This is a genomic window from Streptomyces sp. NPDC033966 (assembly GCF_055575955.1).
This window is the reverse complement of record NZ_JBVIRQ010000032.1, coordinates 1-19,964: the sequence shown is the minus strand read 5'-3', so window position 1 is coordinate 19,964 and position 19,964 is coordinate 1. Positions and strand designations below refer to the sequence as shown.

The following is a 19,964-nucleotide window of genomic DNA, read 5'->3' as shown; positions in this document are numbered from 1 at the left end:
TAGAAGGGAAAGGATGCGTGAAAAAAAGGGTTGGCGGTGCCAGCTCACCTCACCAGAACAAAAGAGAAGGCCACGCCCAGGGAGTGCACTCGCGGGGCGCGCCTGCGTGTGCCCGGCCGGTACGCGTCCCGGCCGGGCACACGCCCTGCCTCAGTGTTCGTCGGCCAGGATCAGGTACAGCTTCTTGCGGGCGTCGTTGATGACCGCGAGGGCCTTCTCCCGCTGCTCGGGCGAGCCGCTCCTGAAGACCTGCCCGAAGGCCTCCATCAGACCGCCGGCGGCGGCACGGATCTCGTGCATCGCCTCGAAGTCCAAGCCGCGCCCGGCGTCCGCCCAGGGGGCGTCCGGGCCCGACTCGGCCTCGGTTCGGCCGGCGTCGGTGAGCGTGAACAGCTTCTTGCCGCCCTCGCTCGCGCTGGTGATCAGCCCCTCGTCCTCCAGCAGCTGCAGGGTGGGGTAGACCGAGCCCGGGCTGGGCTTCCACGCCCCGCCGCTGCGCTCGCCGATCTCCTGGATCATCTCGTAGCCGTGCATCGGCCGGTCGGCGAGCAGCGCCAGGATCGAGGCGCGTACATCGCCCCGCCTGGCCCGCCCGCGCGGTCCGCCGCGTCCGCCCCGCCCGCCGAAGGGTCCGCCCCCGAAGGGCGGCCCGAACGGGCCGAAGGCGGCGCGCAGCCCCCTGAACTCCTCCCGACGGTCCGGCCCGCAGTGGCCGTGGCCCCGTCCGTGGTCGTGTCCGTGGCCATGTCCGTGGTCGTGCTGTCCGCGTGAACGCATCACTGCGCTCCTTTCGTCATCTCTGCCATGTCCGTCATGTCAGTCGTCGTTTCGACTTCTTCACTATCACTGATCCATCGCGATGCGTCAACGATATATCGGAAACTATCGCCGACAGTCGGCTCACGCGCGTCCGTGACCAGGCCAGTCCCCTCGGATTGGCCTTTGTCAGTGCTCGGGGAACCCCCCTACGGTCGGCCCATGCGCATCCGAATCGTCGACGCCTTCACCGACCGCCCCTTCCAGGGGAACCCCGCCGGAGTCCTGCTCCTCGACGGCGGATTCCCCCCGGACAGCTGGCTCCAGCAGGTCGCCGCCGAGGTGAACCTCTCCGAGACGGCCTTCGCCCACCCCCTGCCGGCCGGGAGCGACGCGGACTGGGCGCTGCGCTGGTTCACCCCGGCCGCCGAGGTGGACATGTGCGGCCACGCGACCCTCGCGACCGCGCACGTCATCGCCACCGCCGGTCTCGCCCGGGGCCCGATCCGCTTCTCCGCGCGCTGCGGGATCCTCATCGCCGAGGTCGCCGAGGACGGGACGGTCACCATGGACTTCCCGACCTCGTCCCTGACCCCGCTGGAGCCGGTCCCCGAGGTGGACCGCGCGCTCGGCGCCGAGGCCAAGTCGGTGCACGACACCGCCGGCCACATCGGCGATCTGCTGGTGGAGCTGGCCGACGAGCGGACCGTACGGGAGCTCTCCCCCGACCACGCGGCCCTGCGCGCCTACGCGCGCCGCGGGGTCATCGTCACCGCGCCGGCCGAGGACCCCTCCCGCGGCTACGACTTCGTCTCGCGCGGCTTCTTCCCCGCCGTCGGCGTCGACGAGGACCCGGTGACGGGCAGCGCCCACACCGCCCTCGCCCCCTTCTGGGCGGCGCGTCTGGGCCGTACCGAGCTGACCGGCCTCCAGGGCGGAACGCGCAAGGGCCTGGTCCGGGTCCGGCTCGCGGGGGACCGTACGCTCCTGACGGGCCGCGCCGTCACCGTCATCGACGGCGAACTGCTCACCGCCCCGTAGTCACCGCTACGGCGTCGGCAGCCAGCCGACCTTGCCCGCGAGCAGCGCGTACCCGCCGAAGGCCACGATGTCGAGCAGGGCGTGCGCGACGACCAGGGGGCCGACCCGGCCCCAGCGCCGGTAGGCGAGGACGAAGACGACGCCCATCACCGCGTTGCCGATGAACCCGCCGATGCCCTGGTAGAGGTGGTACGAGCCGCGCAGCAGGGAGCTGGCGAGCAGCGCGGCCGCCGGCGACCAGCCCAGCTGACCGAGCCGGCGCAGCAGGTACGCCAGCACGATGACCTCCTCCACCACGGAGTTCTGCACCGCGGAGAGGATCAGCACGGGGAACTTCCACCACACCTCGGGCAGGGCCTCCGGCACCACCGTCAGGTTGAAGCCGGTGGCCCGGGCCGCCAGGTAGAAGGCCAGCCCGGCACTGCCGATGCCGGCGGCCACGAGCGCGCCCCGGGCCAGGTCCGGGCCGGGCCGGGTGCGGTCGAAGCCCAGGACCCTGAGCCCGGGCGCGCCCTCGCGGGTCAGCAGGTGCGCGACGAGCAGGACGGGGACCAGCGCGGTCGCGATCCCGAACAGCTGCCAGGCCAGGTCCAGCCACGGCCGCCCGGGCGCGTAGGAGCCGTTGAGGGTGGCGGCCTGGTCCTTGAGCCCGCCGGGCTTGGTGAGCGAGCCGATGAAGCTGATCAGCGCCGAGACCCCGCTCGCGCCCAGCGACAGGGCGAGCACGAGCAGGGTCTCGGTGCGCAGGACCCGGCGCCCGTCCTCGCGCAGTTCCACGACCACCGGCTCCGGCTCGACCCGCACGCCTGACTCCCGTCCCGTTCCGACCACCACCCCATAGTGCCCCCTCGGCGGCGGGAGCGGATCAGCGGGAGCGGACCGGCGGGAAGGGACCGGCGGAGCGGGCCGCCCCTCAGCGGCGGACCGCCCGCGTGGCGTCCACCTCCTGTTCCTCCAGGCCCACGGGCCAGGTGTGCACGGGGTCGCCCTTGTGCATCAGCTCGCTGTAGCGCCGGGTGGTGGCCGCGAGGGCGGCATCGCGTTCCAGTCCGCCCGCGAGAGCGCGGTGGTACGTGTCCACCTGCCAGGTCGCCCCGTTCACCCGGCGCCGGCACCGCTCCTCGATGATCCCCAGGTAGTGGTCCCGGTCGGCGGGTTCGATGCCCCAGGCGTCCAGCCCGGCCGCGGCCATCGGCAGCAGCTCGTCCAGCACCAGCCGTACGGCGGGCACGCTCACCAGCCCCCCGGCCCGGCCCTTGCGCGGCCAGCGGATCCGCGCGTCGATCCCGTACCGGCAGGCCGCGTCGAAGTTGGCCTCCGCCTCCGCGAAGGACATCCGGGTCCACACGGGGCGCGGCTCGTCCGCGAGGGTCCGTACGAGTCCGTAGTAGAAGGCGGCGTTGGCGACGACGTCGGCGACGGTGGGCCCGGCGGGCAGGACCCGGTTCTCCACCCTCAGGTGCGGCACCCCGTCGGCGACCCCGTAGACGGGCCGGTTCCACCGGTAGACCGTGCCGTTGTGCAGCACCAGCTCCTGCAGGCTCGGCACCCCGCCCTCGGCGAGCACCCGCAGCGGCTCCTCCTCGTCGCAGATCGGCAGCAGGGAGGGGAAGAAGCGGACGTTCTCGGCGAAGAGCTCGTACACCGAGTCCACCCACCGCTCCCCGAACCAGGTCCGCGGCCGCACCCCCTGCGCCTGGAGTTCGGGCGGCCGGGTGTCGGTGGCCTGCGTGAACAGCGGCGGACGCGACTCGCGCCACAGCTCGCGCCCGAACAGGAACGGCGAGTTGGCCCCCACCGCTATCTGTACGGCGGTCACCGCCTGCGCGGCGTTCCACACGTCGGAGAACCGGGCCGGGGTGACCTGGAGGTGCAGCTGTACGGAGGTGCAGGCGGCTTCCGGCACGATCGAGCCGGTGCTCCAGGTCAGCCGCTCGACCCCGTCGATGTCGAGCCGGAAGTCCTCCCCGCGCATCATCAGGATCTGCTCGTTGAGCAGGGAGTAGCGGTCCACCGCCGAGAGGTTGGCCAGGGCCAGGTCCGCGCGGGAGATGGTGGGCAGGATCCCGATCATCACGACGCCCGCGTCGATCTCCGCGGCCTGCCGGTGGGCGTAGTTCAGTCCCGCGCTCAGTTCTTCGGAGAGCTGGTCGAATACCCTCCCGTCGAGCCGGTGCGGAAGTACGTTCACCTCCAGGTTGAACATTCCGAGTTCGGTCTGGAAATCGGGGCTCGCAATCCGCTCCAGCACCTGTGCATTCACCATGCGCGGCAAACCGTCGGCACCCGCGAGATTCAACTCGATCTCCAGCCCCATCATGTTCTTGGGCCGATCGAACCTCTTCTCCGCCAGAAGGCGCTCCAGCCCCTCCAGGCACTCGTGAAGCTTCCTCCGATACCGATGCCGATCGGACAGGTCGAATCCGCCTGCCACGACCTTCTCCCCCATCGAAGCGTCCCTCCTCGAGTGGGCCAGGCCCGGTGCGTCCGGGCGCGCGTCACGGTCGATGATGCCCAGGCACCGTGATCCATAACGCCGGCCGGGGGTCTTGGCGGGGAGCGCGCGCCGGTATGGCCTGATGGGCGCTCCGGCACATTCGCCTGGCAACCCACCGCGCGCAAATTCCCCCTGCCCTTTGCCTGTTCCTGATTAACGAAGGTTTCCAGCCGAGCGCCCTTGGGGTAACCTCCGAGGTCAGCGCGGCATGTCCGCGTGTAACCGGCATGAATACCATGGCAGCGGGACCGGAAGGCGCCTTGCCGGCAATAGGCGGGACGGCTAGCCGAAACACTGCGTGAACACATGTCGTATAAACTCCGCAAACGAGGCAGAGAGTTGGCGCGCGGCCATTGCCCCAAAGCCCACCTCTGACCTCAGAATGCGACAGCGCCGTCCGCACTTTCCCCCGCACCACAGGTCTCCCAAGTGAGAGGCGACCCACCATGCCGCTGCATGTCCCCCCGGCTCCCGCGCCCGCCCTGCGCAGCGTCCTCGCGGCACTCGGTTCTCCCACCGCCGTCCACGAGGCACACACCCCGGCCCTGCGCTCGCACCAGGGCCCGCTCACCGCCGAACTCCCGCTTCCGGTCCACGTGCTCGACCGTCTGAGCGTGTCCGGCCACACGGCCGGCGGCCGGCCGCCCCGGACCCGGCTCACCGGCTGGCGGTTCCTGATCCGCAGCGGCGACCGCTTCGTCGCGGCCGCCGACACCCGGCTGACCCCGGACGGCTGGGCCTTCTCCCATTTCTTCGAGGGCCCCTACGTCGCCGCGACCGAACGCGCCCTCCGCCAGGCCGAGTCGCTCGGCAAGGGCTACCAGCCGAGGCTGCTGTCCGTACCTGAGCTGTACATGCTGACCCTGTGGCTGCACGGGGCGGTCGGCGCCGACGCCGCCGCCGGCCTCCCCGCCGCCGCCGACCTGCTGGTGCCACTGGCCCCGGCCCCGCCCGGGATCGCGCCCTTCCGGCCGCATCCCGTCTCGGAGCTGCTGCCCGTACTGACCCACCGGCTGACCCCGGCCGCCCCGCCGGTCCCGCCCACCCTCGCGGCCCCGGCGGCTTGACCCGGGTGACCCATTCGGCCTAGTCCGCTCGGGTCAATGCGAACCACCCGAAATGACAGGGGAGTTGGCCTGAACCGCCCGCACGGGTGATGCGTCCTCATTCCAAGAGGACAGCTGCCGGGAAATACCTGCGAAGCGGCCGTCCTGGGGGAACACTGAGGACATCCTCCCCGCAGGCGCGGGGACGACACAGGGGGACGGCCATGAATCACGCATCGAGCCGTAGCGAACAGACCACACCGCAGCGAAAGAACCCATCCATGTGCCAGCACCAGCCCGCCTGCCCGTCATCAGAATCCGCCGACCGGGAGGCAGCGCGCCCGGTGGCCAACCACCCGGAACAGGGCTGGAGCCTGCTGTGCAACGGCGTCCTGCTCTTCGAGGACACCGGTGAGCTGCTGCCGGACGGACAGATCATCGCCCCGCACCGCCCGCTCGCGGCGGCGTAGCCGGCACCGCACGGCAACACCGCACGGATGCGGAAGGGGCCGGTCCCGGAGCTCGATGCTCCGGGACCGGCCCCTTCACCGTTCCCTCACCGTGTCAGCGGCCCGTCCCCGACGGTCCCGCCGACGCGGCTCAGTTGTCGTACTCGTCCAGCGGCGGGCAGGAGCAGACCAGGTTCCGGTCACCGAAGGCGCCGTCGATCCGGCGCACCGGCGGCCAGTACTTCTCCGCGGCGGAGACCCCGCCCGGGAAGACGGCCTCGTCGCGGCTGTACGGGTGGTTCCACTCGCCGCCCAGCGCCGCGGCGGTGTGCGGGGCGTTGGCGAGCGGGTTGTCGTCCACCGGCCACTCACCGCCGGCGACCCGCTCGATCTCGCCGCGGATGGCGATCATCGCGTCGCAGAAGCGGTCGATCTCGATGAGGTCCTCGGACTCGGTCGGCTCGATCATCAGCGTGCCGGCCACCGGGAAGGACATGGTCGGCGCGTGGAAGCCGTAGTCGATCAGGCGCTTGGCGATGTCGTCGACGCTCACGCCCGTGGCCTTCGACAGCGGACGCAGGTCGATGATGCACTCGTGCGCGACCAGGTTGCCCGGACCGGTGTAGAGGACCGGGTAGTGGGGCTCCAGGCGCTTGGCGATGTAGTTGGCACCGAGTACCGCCACCTGGGTGGCGCGCTTGAGGCCCTCGCCACCCATCAGGCGGACGTACGACCAGGAGATCGGCAGGATGCCCGCCGAACCCCACGGCGCCGCCGAGATCGGGCCGACGCCCGTCTCGGGGCCGGCGGTCGGCTGGAGCGGGTGGTTCGGCAGGTACGGGGCCAGGTGCGCCCGGACACCGACCGGGCCGACGCCCGGGCCGCCGCCACCGTGCGGGATGCAGAAGGTCTTGTGCAGGTTCAGGTGCGAGACGTCGCCGCCGAAGTGGCCCGGCTTGGCCAGACCCACCAGGGCGTTCAGGTTGGCGCCGTCCACGTACACCTGGCCGCCGGCCTCGTGCACCTGGGCGCAGATGTCGGCGACGTGCTCCTCGAAGACACCGTGCGTCGACGGGTAGGTGATCATGAGGACGGAGAGCTCGTCGCGGTACTGCTCGATCTTGGCGCGCAGGTCGTCCGCGTCCACCTCGCCGTCGTCGGCGGTCTTGACCACGACGACCTTCATGCCGGCCATCACGGCGCTCGCGGCGTTGGTGCCGTGCGCGGACGACGGGATGAGACAGATGGTGCGCTGCTCGTCGCCGTTCGCGCGGTGGTAGGCGCGGACGGCCAGCAGGCCGGCGAGCTCGCCCTGGGAGCCCGCGTTCGGCTGGATGGAGACCTTGTCGTAGCCGGTGACCTCGCAGAGACGTTCCTCCAGCTCGTTGATGAGCGTGAGGTACCCCTCGGCCTGCTCGACCGGGGCGAACGGGTGCAGCTGGCCGAACTCGGGCCAGGTCACCGGCTCCATCTCGGTGGTCGCGTTGAGCTTCATGGTGCAGGAGCCCAGCGGGATCATGCCGCGGTCCAGCGCGTAGTCCTTGTCCGAGAGCTTGCGCAGGTAGCGCAGCATCGCGGTCTCGGAGCGGTGCTGGTGGAAGACCGGGTGGGTCAGGTACGCGTCCGAGCGCAGCAGGTCCTCGGGCAGCGTGTCGGCGGCGACCGCGTCCAGGGCCTCGACATCCGCGGCGGAGCCGCCGACACCGAAAGCGGCCCAGACCGCTTCGAGGTCGGCGCGCGTGGTGGTCTCGTCACAGGAGACCGACACGTGGTCGGCGTCGGCCCGGTACAGGTTGACCCCGCCCTCGCGGGCGGCGGCGACGACCTCGGCGGCCTTGCCGGGCACCTTGGCGGTGACGGTGTCGAAGAAGGAGCCGTGCACCAGCTCGACCCCGCCGGCCGTCAGGCCCGCGGCGAGGATGGCCGCGTAGCGGTGGGTGCGGCGGGCGATCGTCTTCAGGCCGTCCGGGCCGTGGTAGACGGCGTACATGCCGGCCATGACGGCGAGCAGCACCTGCGCGGTGCAGATGTTGCTGGTGGCCTTCTCGCGGCGGATGTGCTGCTCACGGGTCTGCAGGGCCAGGCGGTACGCCTTGTTGCCGTCCGCGTCCACGGAGACGCCGACGAGGCGGCCGGGCAGCGAGCGGGCGTGCTTGGCCTGGACGGCCATGTAGCCGGCGTGCGGGCCGCCGAAGCCCATCGGGACGCCGAAGCGCTGGGTGGTGCCGACGGCGATGTCCGCGCCCAGCTCGCCCGGGGAGGTCAGCAGGGTCAGGGCGAGCAGGTCGGCGGAGACGGTGACGATCGCGCCGAGCTCGTGCGCCTGGTCGATGACCGGCTTGATCTCGCGGACCGCGCCGGAGGCGCCCGGGTACTGGAGCAGCACGCCGAAGACACCGCGCTCGGCGATCTCGGCGGGGATGCCCTCGGACAGGTCCGCGACGACGACCTCGACGCCCGTGGGCTCGGCGCGGGTCTCGATCACGGCGATGGTCTGCGGCAGCGCGTCGGCGTCGACGAGGAAGACCCCGCCCTTGACCTTGCCCACGCGGCGGGCCATCGACATGGCCTCGGCCGCCGCGGTGCCCTCGTCCAGCAGGGAGGCGCCGGAGGTGGGCAGGCCGGTCAGGTCGGCGACGAGGGTCTGGAAGTTCAGCAGCGCCTCGAGGCGGCCCTGGGAGATCTCCGGCTGGTACGGGGTGTACGCCGTGTACCAGGCCGGGTTCTCCATGACGTTGCGCAGGATCACCGGCGGGGTGAAGGTCCCGTAGTAGCCGAGACCGATCATCGAGGAGAGCACCTGGTTGCGGTCGGCCAGCGAGCGCAGCTCGGCCAGCACCTCGGCTTCGGTGCGCGCTCCGGGCAGGTTCAGCGCATCGGCGGTCTTGATCACATCCGGTACCGCGGCGGCGGTCAGCTCGTCCAGGGAGCCGTAGCCCACCTGGGCGAGCATCTTGGCCTGCGCTTCGGCGTCCGGGCCGATGTGGCGCTGCTCGAAGGGGATGCCCTGCTCGAGCTGGGAGAGCGGAATGCGGTTGGCGGTCATAACGGAGGCCTCCTGGTCGTATGACCTGCGAGGGGCACCACGGCGCGGGCACCCGGACGGCCTCCCCCTCTGTCATCTCAACCTGAGAGCTTCACCGGAGTCGCGGGGTTCGCCCGAGAGCTCCGGCTTTCACCGTCGGTGAGGGGAAGGTCCGGTACTGCGGGCCCGGCGCCTGCCCCTGCTTTCCAGAGTGGCCTCGTCACGTGCGGTACGTATGCCTGAGAGATTCCGGGGAGGATTTGCTCCTTCGGCGCCTCCGTCGTACTCACTCGGAGGACTCTCCCGCACAGGGTCAACAGCCGTCACCCAGCCTACCAGCGAGGATCTCGACCCTCCCTCGAGTGGCCCCCTCTTGAAATATGCACTTCTGTAGTCATTACGGATGAGCTGTGCATCACTGCGACCGTACGGAGGGACCGTGCAGACCGACATCGATCCCCGCAGCCTGATCGGCCGCAAGGCGTTCGACCGCAACGGCACCAAGATCGGCACCGTGGACGAGGTCTACCTCGACGACGCCACGGGCGTCCCGGAGTGGGCCGCAGTCCGGACGGGCCTCTTCGGCCGCGACGCCTTCGTCCCCCTGGAACCCAGCGAAGTGGTGGACGACGCCCTGCGCGTGCCCTTCGAACGTTCCCTGATCAAGGACGCCCCCGACTTCGGGGTCGGCCGCCACCTCTCCCCCGAGCAGGAGCTCCAGCTCTACCACCACTACGGCCTGGACGTGGCCCTGCCCTCCGACTTCCAGCGCCCCCGCCCCCAGGACACCCCCTAAGGAGCCTCCCCCTCCCCCACGAGGGGCAGCGGATCGGACGCCTCCAGCTCGGGGTCGTCCAGCAGGAAGGTGCGGACCCGGCCCGGGGGCGATCCGGGCCGCTCGAACCGTACGGTCACCCGCCCGACCCCGCTGCCCTGCACCCACCCCGGCCCGTACACCGCGTGGTGTACGTCGCTGCCCGCCGCCCAGTGCCGCGCGGGAGCCGCCCCGGTGCCCTCCAGGGCCGCCGCAGGGGCCTGGGAGGGCCCGTCTTCCCGGGTGGCTCCGGCGGCGCCCTCCTCGGCGCCCAGCGCCTCCGCCCCGGCCTCCTCGGCGGTGGCCAGCGCCTGGGCGAACAGGTCCTCCTGCGTGTAGTCGGCGAGCCCCGTCACCCCCACCCCCAGCAGCCGCACCCCGCCGGTGGTGTCCACGCCCTCCAGCAGCCGCGCGGCCGCCTCCCGCACGACCGCCGGGTCGTCGGTGGGGCCCCGCAGCGTCTCGGAGCGGGTCAGCGTCGAGAAGTCGTACCGGCGCACCTTCAGGACGATGGTCCGCCCCGAGTGCCCCGAGGCGCGCAGCCGGCCCACGCAGCGGTCGGCGAGCCGCTGCACCTCGTTCCGGATCCGCACCCGGTCATGCAGGTCCACGTCGAAGGTGTCCTCCACCGAGACGGACTTCGCGTCCCGCTCGGCGACCACCGGCCGGTCGTCCAGCCCCAGCGCCATCCGGTACAGGCCGACTCCGTGCGCCCGCCCCACCATCCGCACCAGCTCGTCCTCGCCCGCCTCGGCCAGCTCCCCCACGGTGGTGATCCCCGCCCGGCGCAGGTGCTCCCCGGTGGCCGGCCCCACCCCGGGCAGGATGCGCACCGACATGGGCGCGAGGAGCTCGCGCTCGGCGCCCGGCTCGATCAGCAGCAGCCCGTCGGGCTTGGCCTCCTCCGAGGCGATCTTGGCCAGCATCTTGGACCCGGCCAGCCCCACCGAGCCGCTGAGCCCCGTCAGGGCCGTGATGCCGGCCCGCAGCCGCTCCCCCGTGGCACGGGCGCCGGCCGAGTCGAAGGCCGCTCCGCCCGCCTCCAGGTCCACGAAGGCCTCGTCCAGGCTGAGCGGCTCCACCAGCGGCGACAGCTCCCGCAGCAGGCCCATGACCAGCTCGCTGACCTCTCGGTAGAGGGTGAAGCGCGGGATCAGGTAGGCACCGTTCGGGCAGAGGCGGCGGGCCTGCGCGGTCGGCATCGCCGAGTGCACCCCGAAGCGCCTGGCCTCGTACGAGGCGGTGGCGACGACCCCGCGTGGCCCGAGCCCTCCGACGATCACGGCCTTCCCGCGCAGGCTGGGCTTCGACGCCTGCTCCACGGAGGCGTAGAAGGCGTCCATGTCCAGGTGCAGGATGGTCGGCGCGGCTCTCACGGCACCGATGCTGCCCTACGCCACTGACAACGCGGTGATCACCGGCCCGTGACCCACCGCGGGGCGCGGCCTGAGGTCCGGACGGCCCGGTTCGGCCCCGAGTCAGACGGCCCGGTTCCGGCGGGCCGCGAGCTCGTCGGCCGGGTTGTGGCCGACCAGGGTCTCCCCGGTGTCCACGCGCTCCCCGTGCAGCTGCGACAGCGCGTTCTCGACGTCGCGCCAGACGACGCCCACCGCGATGCCGAAGACGCCCTGTCCGCCCTGGAGCAGGCTCACGACCTGGTCCGGCGAGGTGCACTCGTACACGGTCGCGCCGTCGCTCATCAGCGTCATGCGCTCCAGGTCGGAGAAGCCCCGGTCCCGCAGGTGCTGCACGGCGGTGCGGATGTTCTGCAGCGCCACCCCGGTGTCGAGGAAACGCTTGACGATCTTCAGGACGACCACGTCGCGGAAGCTGTACAGCCGCTGGGTGCCCGACCCGTACGCGGGCCGCACGCTCGGCTCCACGAGTCCGGTGCGCGCCCAGTAGTCGAGCTGCCGGTAGGTGATCCCCGCGGCGGCGCACGCCGTCGGTCCGCGGTAGCCGACCTGCTCGGACACCGGGCCTTCGCTCACCGGTCCGACCGGCGCGGCCGCCGGCTGACGGTGCGCGGAACCCGCCGCGCCGCCGTGCACCGGGTACGGCCCACCGTCGCTCCGCGCGGGGGTGCCCCCGGTCGTACCGTCGCCCGTGATCCTCACGCCGACCCTCCGTCCTTGACCTGCCACCTTGAAGGTAGGCAGTGACCAGGGGTGCGTCAACGATCGCCACACTCGGCACGCCGAGTGATAATCACCCTGAGAGTGGTTTCCCGTACCCCGTTGCGGGGAAAGGCTAGTCGAATGGGCTGACAGTTCCCGGTGGACGGCACGGCCGCCGGCGCGGCTACTGGGGGCCCGTGCCGAAGTCCTCGGGAGAGATCTGGTCGAGGAACTCGCGGAACTTCTCCACCTCGTCCTCCTGCTCATCGGGAATGGCGATTCCGGCGTCGTCCAGCACGCCGTCACTGCCGTAGATCGGCGTTCCCGTGCGCAGGGCCAGCGCTATGGCGTCCGACGGCCGCGCGCTCACCTCGACCCCGCTGGCGAAGACCAGCTCCGCGTAGAAGACGCCCTCCCGCAGATCCGTGATCCGGACCTCGGTGAGCTCCTCACCGACCGCCTCCAGCACGTCCTTGAACAGGTCGTGCGTCAGCGGCCGGGCAGGGGCCATGCCCTGCTGCGCGAAGGCAATGGCGGTCGCCTCCCCAGGACCGATCCAGATGGGGAGGTACCGGTCGCCTCCCACTTCACGCAGGAGCACGATCGGTTGGTTGGAGGGCATTTCCACCCGGACACCCACAACGTCGAGCTCGTTCACACAGCAACCCTAGGACCTGCCCGGCAGGTTTGGGTAGTCGGGGCCCCACCGGGACCCCTCCGGTCAGTGCGGACGGAGCCCGAGAGCGGTCTGCACCAAGGCCTCGTGGAGCCGTACGGAGAGCCCCGCGAGCTCCCTCGTCGTGGCTTCGGCGTGCGCCCTGGTCTGCGGATTGCGGTGCCTGCGCAGCGGGGCGACGAGCTGCTCCACCAAACCGGCCTCCCGGTCCGCCGCGGCCTTCATCCCGCGCAGGTGGCGGGGTTCCAGGCCGAACCGGCCGAGATCCGCGATCAGCCGGGCCACGGTGAGCGTCCCGGCGTCGAACCCGCCGCCCGGCGCCTCGGAGATGAGCCCGTACGACTCCCACTCGACGAGCTGTGCCTCGTCCGCCTCCGCGGCCGCGATCAGCTCGGCGCGGCCCACCCGGGCCGCCGGCGGCTCAGCGGCCGCCTCCGCGTACCCGCCGGAGGGCTGGGCGCCCTCCACGGACTCCCCGTGCGCGGCGGGCGCGGGGATGCGGATCTGCTCACCCCGGTCGAGCGCGTCCAGCTGCTCCCGGATGACCTTCAGCGGGAGGTAGTGGTCACGCTGCAGGCGCAGGACGCGCGCGAGCCGTTCCACGTCCCCGGTGCTGAACTTGCGGTATCCGGAAGGCGTGCGCCGGGGTTCGACCAGGCCCTCCGCCTCCAGGAAGCGGATCTTCGAGATCGTGACTTCGGGGAACTCGTCCCGCAGCGTGGTCAGCACCGTGCCGATGCTGACCAGCTGCCCGGCCGAGCCCGCGGTGCCGTTCTTCGGGGCACCGCCCGTCGGGGTACGCAGCATGGAACCTTCCCTGGGGTCCCCCCGGAGGGTGTCCGGGGGTGGGGTTCCCCCCGGACGGTGTCCGAGGGGGGTCAGACGCCCCGCAGGCTCGCGTAGAAGACCAGCCGGTACTTACCGATCTGCACCTCGTCACCGTTGTGCAGGGCGACGGACTCGATCGGCTCGCGGTTGACGTACGTGCCGTTGAGGCTGCCCACGTCGGCGACGGTGAAGCCGCCCTCCGGGCTCCGGCGGAATTCGACATGCAGGCGGGACACGGTGATGTCGTCCAGGAAGATGTCGCTCTGCGGGTGCCGGCCCGCAGTCGTCAGTTCGCCGTCCAGCAGGAACCGGCTGCCCGAGTTGGGCCCGCGCCGCACGATCAGCAGGGCCGAACCGGGCGGCAGCGCCTCCACCGCGGCCTGGGCCTCGGGAGAGAGCGAGGACGACACGTGCTGGCCCGACCCCTCGGCCTCGTAGGCCTCCAGGCCCGAGATCGAGATGGTGGACGTGGTCTCCGAAGCACGCTCCGGCGTCAGACCCGGCCGCAGCGGCGCCCCGCAGTTGGAGCAGAAACGGCTCGCAGCGTCGCTGCGGTGACCGCACCTGCCGCACGTCTGCTCGGCCGACATGGACGGCTCCTCGCGCCGCGGCTGCCCCGCGGAGGCACTGGTGGCATAGGGGTCAGAGGCAAACCCTCCACCCGCACTAGAGGTTGATGGTTCACCGAAACCTATGCGCCCGGAACCAGCGGGGTCAACGGACGACGCGCCGCGCCCGCCCGAATTGTCACCCGGGCCGGCCACCTCGTCACGGAAGAGCGGCCTGTCGCCCTGCCCTTCCCCTTCCGGCTGCCCCGCGCGGTGCCGCGCCGCACCGCTTTCCTCGTTCTTCTTCTTGCCGAACAACTTCTCAAACAACTTCACGGGCGATTCCCCTTGACCGAAACAGACCCGCCCGTGGGGCAGGACGAACTCTGCATGCACACACCTGCCGACCCGGACATTCTGACAACGTCCGTAACCACCAGACAGTTTCCACCACGCACGGCGACTTCCGTGCGTCGACCCCCCGCAGGCATCGGCCCGCGTGAGCCTGTCCACATTCCGCTACGCATCACGGCGATGACGACCGAGCGTAGTCAGGCTGCTTCGCAGCCCGCAAGGCATCCACAACGATCTTCGCCGACCGTGTGACGGCGACCGTGGCCTGTTCCTTCTCCATCGTCTGCACCACACCTCCCGGGATGTTCAGCGCGGGCTCCAGATCCTGCGGTTTGCCGATGACCTTGAACTCATAGGGCTGTGTGATCTTCTTACCGTCGATCCCGACCCCGCCGCCCTCGTCGGAGAAGTACGAGCCCGCCACGACGCGCACCCCGTTGATCTGGATCGCCTCCGCCCCGGCCGCCCGCAGCTCCTGGAGGGTGTCCAGCAACTGGTCGGACCTCACCTGGCCCTTCGTGTCGGTGATCCGCAGCGTGATCCCCGGGCCCTGTGCGGCCACCGTACCGGCCAGGATGCCCAGTTGGCGCTCCTTCTCAACCGTCTGCCGACGGGCCTCTTCCGCCTGGTTGGAACTGCTCTGCAGCTCCTTGCGCTGGTCGTCCAGCCGCTGCTTCTCGTCCTCCAGACGCTGTGTCCGCCCGTCCAGCTCGTCGAGGATCCGTACGAGGTCCTCCTGCCGGGCACCGCGCAGCGGGGCGCTGGAGTCGCTGTTGGACCGGACCTGGATCGCGAGCCCGAGGCCCAGGACGAACAGCAGCAGCGCGACGATCAGTTGGGCCCGGCTGAATCTGGGCGGCCACAGACCGGCGGCCAGGCGCTGGCGCCCGGTCTCCTGCGGCCCGACCGGCTCGGCCGGCTCGGCCGGCCCGGGTCGCGGGGACTCCTGGGGCCGCGACGGCTCCGGCTCGGGCTTCGACGGCTCGGGCTGCGACGCCTCGGGCTTCGACGGCGGCTGCGGCTGCGGCGGCTGGGGGACGTCCGGCTCCCCCGGCGGCGTGTTCTCCGTGCTCATCGGCCTCACGCCCGGAAGACGTGCCGGCGGATGGCCGCGGCGTTGGAGAAGATCCGGATGCCGAGGACGACGACCACGCCCGTCGACAGCTGCGAGCCGACGCCCAGCTTGTCGCCGAGGAAGACGATCAGCGCGGCGACGACCACGTTCGAGAGGAACGACACCACGAAGACCTTGTCGACGAAGATCCCGTCGAGCATCGCGCGCAGGCCGCCGAACACCGCGTCGAGCGCGGCGACCACGGCGATCGGCAGATAAGGCTCCACCACGGCCGGCACCTCGGGCCGGACCAGAAGCCCGACCACCACTCCGGCCAAGAGGCCCAGTACCGCGATCACGATGCACCCTTCTTCGGCTCTACTGCTGTGGCTGTGCGGACGGTCAGGCTCGACGCCGCGGGCAGCCGCACCTCGTCCATCGGGGTCAGGCTGTAGCGGATCCCGTAGCTCTCCTGGAGGACGTGCAGGTACTGACCGTCCACGGAGTCCTGGAACGTGGTCCCGAGCCGCTTCTTGTCACCCACCGCGAGGACCTCGTAGGGCGGCACCAGCGGCTTGTTGTCGACCAGTATCGCGTCACCCGCGGCCCTGATCGCCGACAGCGCCGTCAGCCGCTGCCCGCTGATCGAAACGGCCTCGGCACCCGACTGCCAGAGCCCGTTGACGATCCGCTGCATGTCCCGGTCGCGCACCCGGCCGGTGTTCGAGAACCCGGCGCTCTCGCGCGGACCGCCACCACCGCCCGACGAGGCGCCCTTGGCATCGTCCACCACCAGTTTGACGCCGGGACCGCGCACCTCGGTTGCACCCGCCAGCAGTTCCACCAGCCGGCCCCGCTCCCCGACCTGCTGCTTCAGCACGGCGCGCTGCCGGTCGGCGACCTCGGTCCGCAGCCGTTCGGTCTCCCGCTCCAGGGCGTCGGCGTGGTCGTTGGCCCGCCGTACCCGGTCGATCAGCTCCTGCCGCTCCTTGGCCAGTACCGGAGCCGCTATCCGCGCCTGCGCGGCACCGAGCGTGACCACCATGGCGGCGAGCACCAGACCCGCGGCGAGCGCCAGCTTGGCCTTGAGGGTACGGGGCAGCCCCGCCGTACCGTCCGCCTCGCGCCGGGCCGAGGCTTCCGCATAGCCCTCGTCGAGGCTGTGGTCCATCACGTGGGTCAGCAGCGACATGGACGCGTCCGGACGCGCGGGCGGTGTGGCCGAACTCCGGTTGTTGGGCGGCTGCGACATGCCGCACATCGTTGCATGTCGCCGCCGCCAACACCCAATGCGGCCGTCCGGCGGGCCGGGCCGGGTCAGTGCCCGCACCCGGCCCGCCGGAACCGCTCCCCAGGGTGACGCCCCCGGTCAGTGCTGCCCGGCGCCGTCCACGACCGCGCCCCACTCGTCGAGGAGCGCCTGCGCGGAGGCGTCGTCGGGGCCTTCGGCCCACAGGTGGGTGACCGCCTCCGCCGGGTCCGGCAGGACCAGCGCCCACCGCCCGTCGGCCTCGACCACGCGCACCCCGTCGGTGGTGTCCACCTGCCGGTCGCCGGCCGCCTCCACGACCCGCCGCATGACGAGCCCCTTCGCCGCCCACGGCGTGGGCACGTCGCGCTTGAGCACGTGCGCGCGCGGGATGCGGGCGTCGATCTGGCTCAGGGTGAGCTGCGTCCGCGCGACCAGCCCGATCAGCTGGACGAAGGCCGCCGACCCGTCGAAGACGCTGCTGAACTCCGGGACGATGAACCCGCCCCGGCCGTCCCCGCCGAAGATCGTGGTCTCCTCACGGCCGACCCGGGTCAGGTCGTCGGGCGAGGTCGTCGTCCACTCCACCTGGGTCCCGTGGTACGCCGCCACCTGCTCGGCGACCCGCGTCGTGGTCACCGGCAGGGCCACCCTGCCGCTGCGCTTCTCGGCGGCGACCAGGTCGAGGAGCACGAGCAGCGCCCGGTCGTCCTCGATGATCCGCCCCCGCTCGTCCACCAGCGAGATCCGCTCGCCCACCGGGTCGAACCGCACCCCGAACGCCGCCCGCGCCGACGCCACGATCTCCCCGAGCCGCACCAGCCCGGCCCGCCGCGACTCCCGGGTCTCGGTCGGCCTGGACTCGTCGAGACCGGGGTTGATCGTCAGCGCGTCGACACCGAGCCGGCCGAGGAGGCTGGGCAGCACGAGCCCGGCACTGCCGTTCGAGGCGTCCACGACCACCTTGAGCCCGGCATCGGCGATCCCGGTGGTGTCCACCCGCCGGAGCAGCGAGCCCGTGTAGGAGTCGAAGACGCTCGACGGGAACTGCAGGTCGCCGATCTCCCCGGGGAAGGCGCGCCGGTACTCCTGGCGTGCGTACACCCGGTCCAGCTTGCGCTGCTGCGCCTGCGAGAGGTCGGCTCCCCGCTCGTCGAGGAACATGATGTCCACCGAGTCGGGCACCCCGGGAGAGGTCCTGATCATGATCCCGCCAGCGGCGCCGCGGGCCGTCTGCTGGCGGGCCACCGGCAGCGGTACGTTCTCCAGGTCGCGTACGTCGATGGCGCTGGCCTGGAGCGCGGAGATCACCGCACGCTTGAGCGCACGGGCACCGCGGGAGTGGTCCCGGGCCGTGGTGACGATCGCGCCCTTCTTCAGCATCGTCGCGTAGGCGCCCGCCAGCTTGACCACCAGCTCGGGGGTGATCTCCACGTTCAGGATCCCCGAGACGCCCCGGGCGCCGAACAGGTGCGCCTGGCCGCGGGACTCCCAGATCACCGAGGTGTTGACGAAGGCGCCGGCCTCGATCGTCTTGAACGGGTAGACCCGCACGTTGCCCTGGACAATGGATTCTTCACCCACGAGGCACTCGTCGCCGATGACGGCGCCGTCCTCGATCCGGGCGGCCCGCATGATGTCGGTGTTCTTGCCGATGACGCAGCCGCGCAGGTTGCTGTGCGGGCCGATGTAGACGTTGTCGTGGACGACGGCCTTGTGGAGGAAGGCCCCGGTCTTCACGACCACGTTCGACCCGACGACCGTGTGCTCGCGGAGCTCCACCCCGGCCTCGACCTTGGCGTAGTCCCCGACGTACAGCGGTCCGCGCAGCACGGCGTCCGGGCTGACCTCGGCCCCTTCGGCGATCCAGACCCCGGGCGAGATCTCAAAGCCGTCCATGTCGACCTGGACCTTGCCCTCGAGCACGTCGGCCTGCGCCTTCACGTAGCTCTCGTGCGTGCCCACGTCTTCCCAGTAGCCCTCGGCCACGTAGCCGAAGATCGGCCGGCCTTCCTTCATGAGCTGGGGGAAGACGTCACCGGACCAGTCGACCGAGACGTCCGGGTCGACGTAGTCGAAGATCTCCGGTTCCATCACGTAGATGCCGGTGTTGATGGTGTCCGAGAACACCTGCCCCCAGGTCGGCTTCTCGAGGAAGCGCTCGACCTTCCCTTCCTCGTCCACGATGGTGATGCCGAATTCCAGCGGGTTCGGCACCCGGGTCAGGCACACCGTGACCAGTGCGCCCTTCTCCTTGTGGAAATTGATGAGGTCGGTGAGGTCGAAGTCGGTCAGCGCGTCGCCGGAGATGACGAGGAACGTGTCGTCCTTCAGGGCTTCCTCGGCGTTCTTCACGCTGCCGGCGGTCCCGAGGGGCTTCTCCTCGTTGGCGTAGGTGAGCTCCATCCCGAGCTCCTCGCCGTCACCGAAGTAGTTCTTGACCAGTGAGGCCAGGAACTGCACCGTGACCACGGTCTCGCTCAGCCCATGCCGCTTGAGCAGCCTCAGCACGTGCTCCATGATCGGCCGGTTGACCACCGGCAGGAGCGGCTTGGGCATGCTTGAGGTCATGGGGCGAAGCCGCGTACCTTCGCCACCGGCCATCACGACGGCCTTCATGTCGGAAGAGTCCTCCTAGAGAGATGACGGTCCAGCCGACCTCACCCGTCCGGGACGGATACTCCGCAACTCCTCCGCGTCAGTACCGGCGCCGAGCGAGCTCAATCGGCCGTGGCAGCCCTGACCAGGCGGCGGACTTGCACCACGTAAAGGATTCCTGCCCACCAATAGAGCGTTGTACCCCATCCCGCGAACGCCCATCCGAAAACGGACGCCATCCAGGCCAACCAGCCGTCCCCGTCACTGAGCAGCAGGAGCGGGAAGGCGTACATGAGGTTGAACGTCGCGGCCTTGCCGAGGAAGTTGACCTGCGGGGGCGGATAGCCGTGCCGGCGCAGGATCCACACCATGACCAGCAGCATTGCCTCACGGGCGAGGAGGGCCGCGGTGAGCCACAGGGGGAGAATCTCCCGCCAGGTGAGGCCGAAGAGCGTGGTCAGGACGTAGAGGCGGTCCGCGGCGGGGTCCAGCAGGCGGCCCAGTTTGCTGATCTGATTCCAGCGGCGCGCGAGTTTTCCGTCGAGGTAGTCACTGATCCCGCTGAGCATCAGGACGGCCAGCGCCCACCCGTCGTACCCCTCCAGGATGAGCCAGAGGAACAGCGGTACGCCGACGAGACGAGCCATGCTCAGGATGTTCGGAATGGTGAAAATTCGGTCGGTCTGAACCCGAGTCTCCTGGACCTCCACCCGGGGGCCTCCACTGTGACGCTAGAAATGGTCGAATCGATGCTCCTTGACCCTACAGGAGTCCCCGAGGGGGCCTGCCGGGCCGCGGGGACGCCGAACGGCCCCTGAACGCAGAAAAGCCCCGCACCATAAGGTGCGGGGCTTTCCCACAATGATTGTTCGGCGGCGTCCTACTCTCCCACAGGGTCCCCCCTGCAGTACC

18 protein-coding genes and 1 riboswitch are annotated in these 19,964 nt (G+C 71.0%); of the genes, 4 read left to right on the top strand and 14 right to left on the bottom strand.

What is annotated here, in order from left to right:
- Positions 1-150: 150 nt before the first annotated feature.
- The gene (locus ACZ518_RS38650) at positions 151-777 is read right to left on the bottom strand and encodes a PadR family transcriptional regulator (RefSeq protein ID WP_469117713.1); all 627 of its coding nucleotides are present in this window, start codon (positions 775-777) and stop codon (positions 151-153) included.
- A 201-nt stretch (positions 778-978) separates the two neighbouring features.
- Here ACZ518_RS38650 and ACZ518_RS38645 point away from each other — a divergent pair, with 201 nt between their 5' ends.
- Complete coding sequence (locus ACZ518_RS38645) at positions 979-1,797, top strand: PhzF family phenazine biosynthesis protein (RefSeq protein WP_469117712.1); 819 nt, start codon at positions 979-981, stop codon at positions 1,795-1,797.
- A gap of 6 nt (positions 1,798-1,803) precedes the next feature.
- Here the strand turns inward: ACZ518_RS38645 and ACZ518_RS38640 are convergent, their stop codons facing one another.
- Entirely contained in the window at positions 1,804-2,601 is a 798-nt protein-coding gene (locus ACZ518_RS38640) for a CPBP family intramembrane glutamic endopeptidase (protein ID WP_469117711.1), read from the bottom strand.
- Positions 2,602-2,710: 109 nt separating this feature from the next.
- On the bottom strand, positions 2,711-4,246 hold the full coding sequence (locus ACZ518_RS38635; RefSeq protein ID WP_469117710.1) for a glutamate-cysteine ligase family protein: 1,536 nt from the start codon (positions 4,244-4,246) through the stop codon (positions 2,711-2,713).
- A 494-nt stretch (positions 4,247-4,740) separates the two neighbouring features.
- Here ACZ518_RS38635 and ACZ518_RS38630 point away from each other — a divergent pair, with 494 nt between their 5' ends.
- Both ACZ518_RS38630 and ACZ518_RS38625 read left to right on the top strand, forming a co-directional pair.
- Positions 4,741-5,361: a hypothetical protein gene (locus ACZ518_RS38630; RefSeq protein WP_469117709.1), complete on the top strand. Its 621-nt coding sequence runs from the start codon at positions 4,741-4,743 to the stop codon at positions 5,359-5,361.
- A 260-nt stretch (positions 5,362-5,621) separates the two neighbouring features.
- Complete coding sequence (locus ACZ518_RS38625; protein ID WP_007262885.1) at positions 5,622-5,810, top strand: DUF5999 family protein; 189 nt, start codon at positions 5,622-5,624, stop codon at positions 5,808-5,810.
- Positions 5,811-5,940: 130 nt separating this feature from the next.
- Here ACZ518_RS38625 and gcvP read toward each other — a convergent pair whose 3' ends face one another.
- Positions 5,941-8,835, bottom strand: coding sequence for an aminomethyl-transferring glycine dehydrogenase (gene gcvP, locus ACZ518_RS38620; RefSeq protein WP_469117708.1), 2,895 nt, complete (start codon positions 8,833-8,835; stop codon positions 5,941-5,943).
- A 196-nt stretch (positions 8,836-9,031) separates the two neighbouring features.
- Positions 9,032-9,130: riboswitch (glycine riboswitch) on the bottom strand.
- Between the two features lie 123 nt (positions 9,131-9,253).
- Here gcvP and ACZ518_RS38615 point away from each other — a divergent pair.
- Complete coding sequence (locus tag ACZ518_RS38615; protein WP_405981735.1) at positions 9,254-9,610, top strand: PRC-barrel domain-containing protein; 357 nt, start codon at positions 9,254-9,256, stop codon at positions 9,608-9,610.
- Here the strand turns inward: ACZ518_RS38615 and ACZ518_RS38610 are convergent.
- From ACZ518_RS38610 to ACZ518_RS38565, 10 genes are all read right to left on the bottom strand, one after another.
- Positions 9,607-11,004, bottom strand: coding sequence for a DNA polymerase IV (locus ACZ518_RS38610; protein WP_469117707.1), 1,398 nt, complete (start codon positions 11,002-11,004; stop codon positions 9,607-9,609). The genes ACZ518_RS38615 and ACZ518_RS38610 overlap by 4 nt on opposite strands.
- A 102-nt stretch (positions 11,005-11,106) precedes the next feature.
- A complete protein-coding gene (locus tag ACZ518_RS38605; protein ID WP_469117706.1) occupies positions 11,107-11,745 on the bottom strand; it encodes a MerR family transcriptional regulator in 639 nt (212 codons plus the stop codon).
- Positions 11,746-11,929: 184 nt separating this feature from the next.
- Complete coding sequence (locus ACZ518_RS38600) at positions 11,930-12,403, bottom strand: bifunctional nuclease family protein (RefSeq protein WP_007262890.1); 474 nt, start codon at positions 12,401-12,403, stop codon at positions 11,930-11,932.
- Positions 12,404-12,466: 63 nt separating this feature from the next.
- On the bottom strand, positions 12,467-13,228 hold the full coding sequence (ftsR, locus tag ACZ518_RS38595; protein WP_469117705.1) for a transcriptional regulator FtsR: 762 nt from the start codon (positions 13,226-13,228) through the stop codon (positions 12,467-12,469).
- 71 nt (positions 13,229-13,299) lie between these two features.
- Entirely contained in the window at positions 13,300-14,193 is an 894-nt protein-coding gene (locus tag ACZ518_RS38590) for an FHA domain-containing protein (RefSeq protein WP_007262892.1), read from the bottom strand.
- 130 nt (positions 14,194-14,323) lie between these two features.
- Entirely contained in the window at positions 14,324-15,226 is a 903-nt protein-coding gene (locus ACZ518_RS38585) for a DUF881 domain-containing protein (RefSeq protein ID WP_469117704.1), read from the bottom strand.
- A gap of 5 nt (positions 15,227-15,231) precedes the next feature.
- On the bottom strand, positions 15,232-15,564 hold the full coding sequence (locus ACZ518_RS38580) for a small basic family protein (protein ID WP_007262894.1): 333 nt from the start codon (positions 15,562-15,564) through the stop codon (positions 15,232-15,234).
- On the bottom strand, positions 15,561-16,466 hold the full coding sequence (locus ACZ518_RS38575) for a DUF881 domain-containing protein (protein WP_469117703.1): 906 nt from the start codon (positions 16,464-16,466) through the stop codon (positions 15,561-15,563). The genes ACZ518_RS38580 and ACZ518_RS38575 overlap by 4 nt, the downstream gene beginning before the upstream one ends.
- A 108-nt stretch (positions 16,467-16,574) precedes the next feature.
- On the bottom strand, positions 16,575-19,073 hold the full coding sequence (locus tag ACZ518_RS38570; protein ID WP_469117702.1) for a sugar phosphate nucleotidyltransferase: 2,499 nt from the start codon (positions 19,071-19,073) through the stop codon (positions 16,575-16,577).
- A gap of 101 nt (positions 19,074-19,174) precedes the next feature.
- Positions 19,175-19,762, bottom strand: a complete 588-nt coding sequence (locus ACZ518_RS38565; RefSeq protein ID WP_405981727.1) for a CDP-alcohol phosphatidyltransferase family protein — start codon at positions 19,760-19,762, stop codon at positions 19,175-19,177.
- Positions 19,763-19,964: the final 202 nt, after the last annotated feature.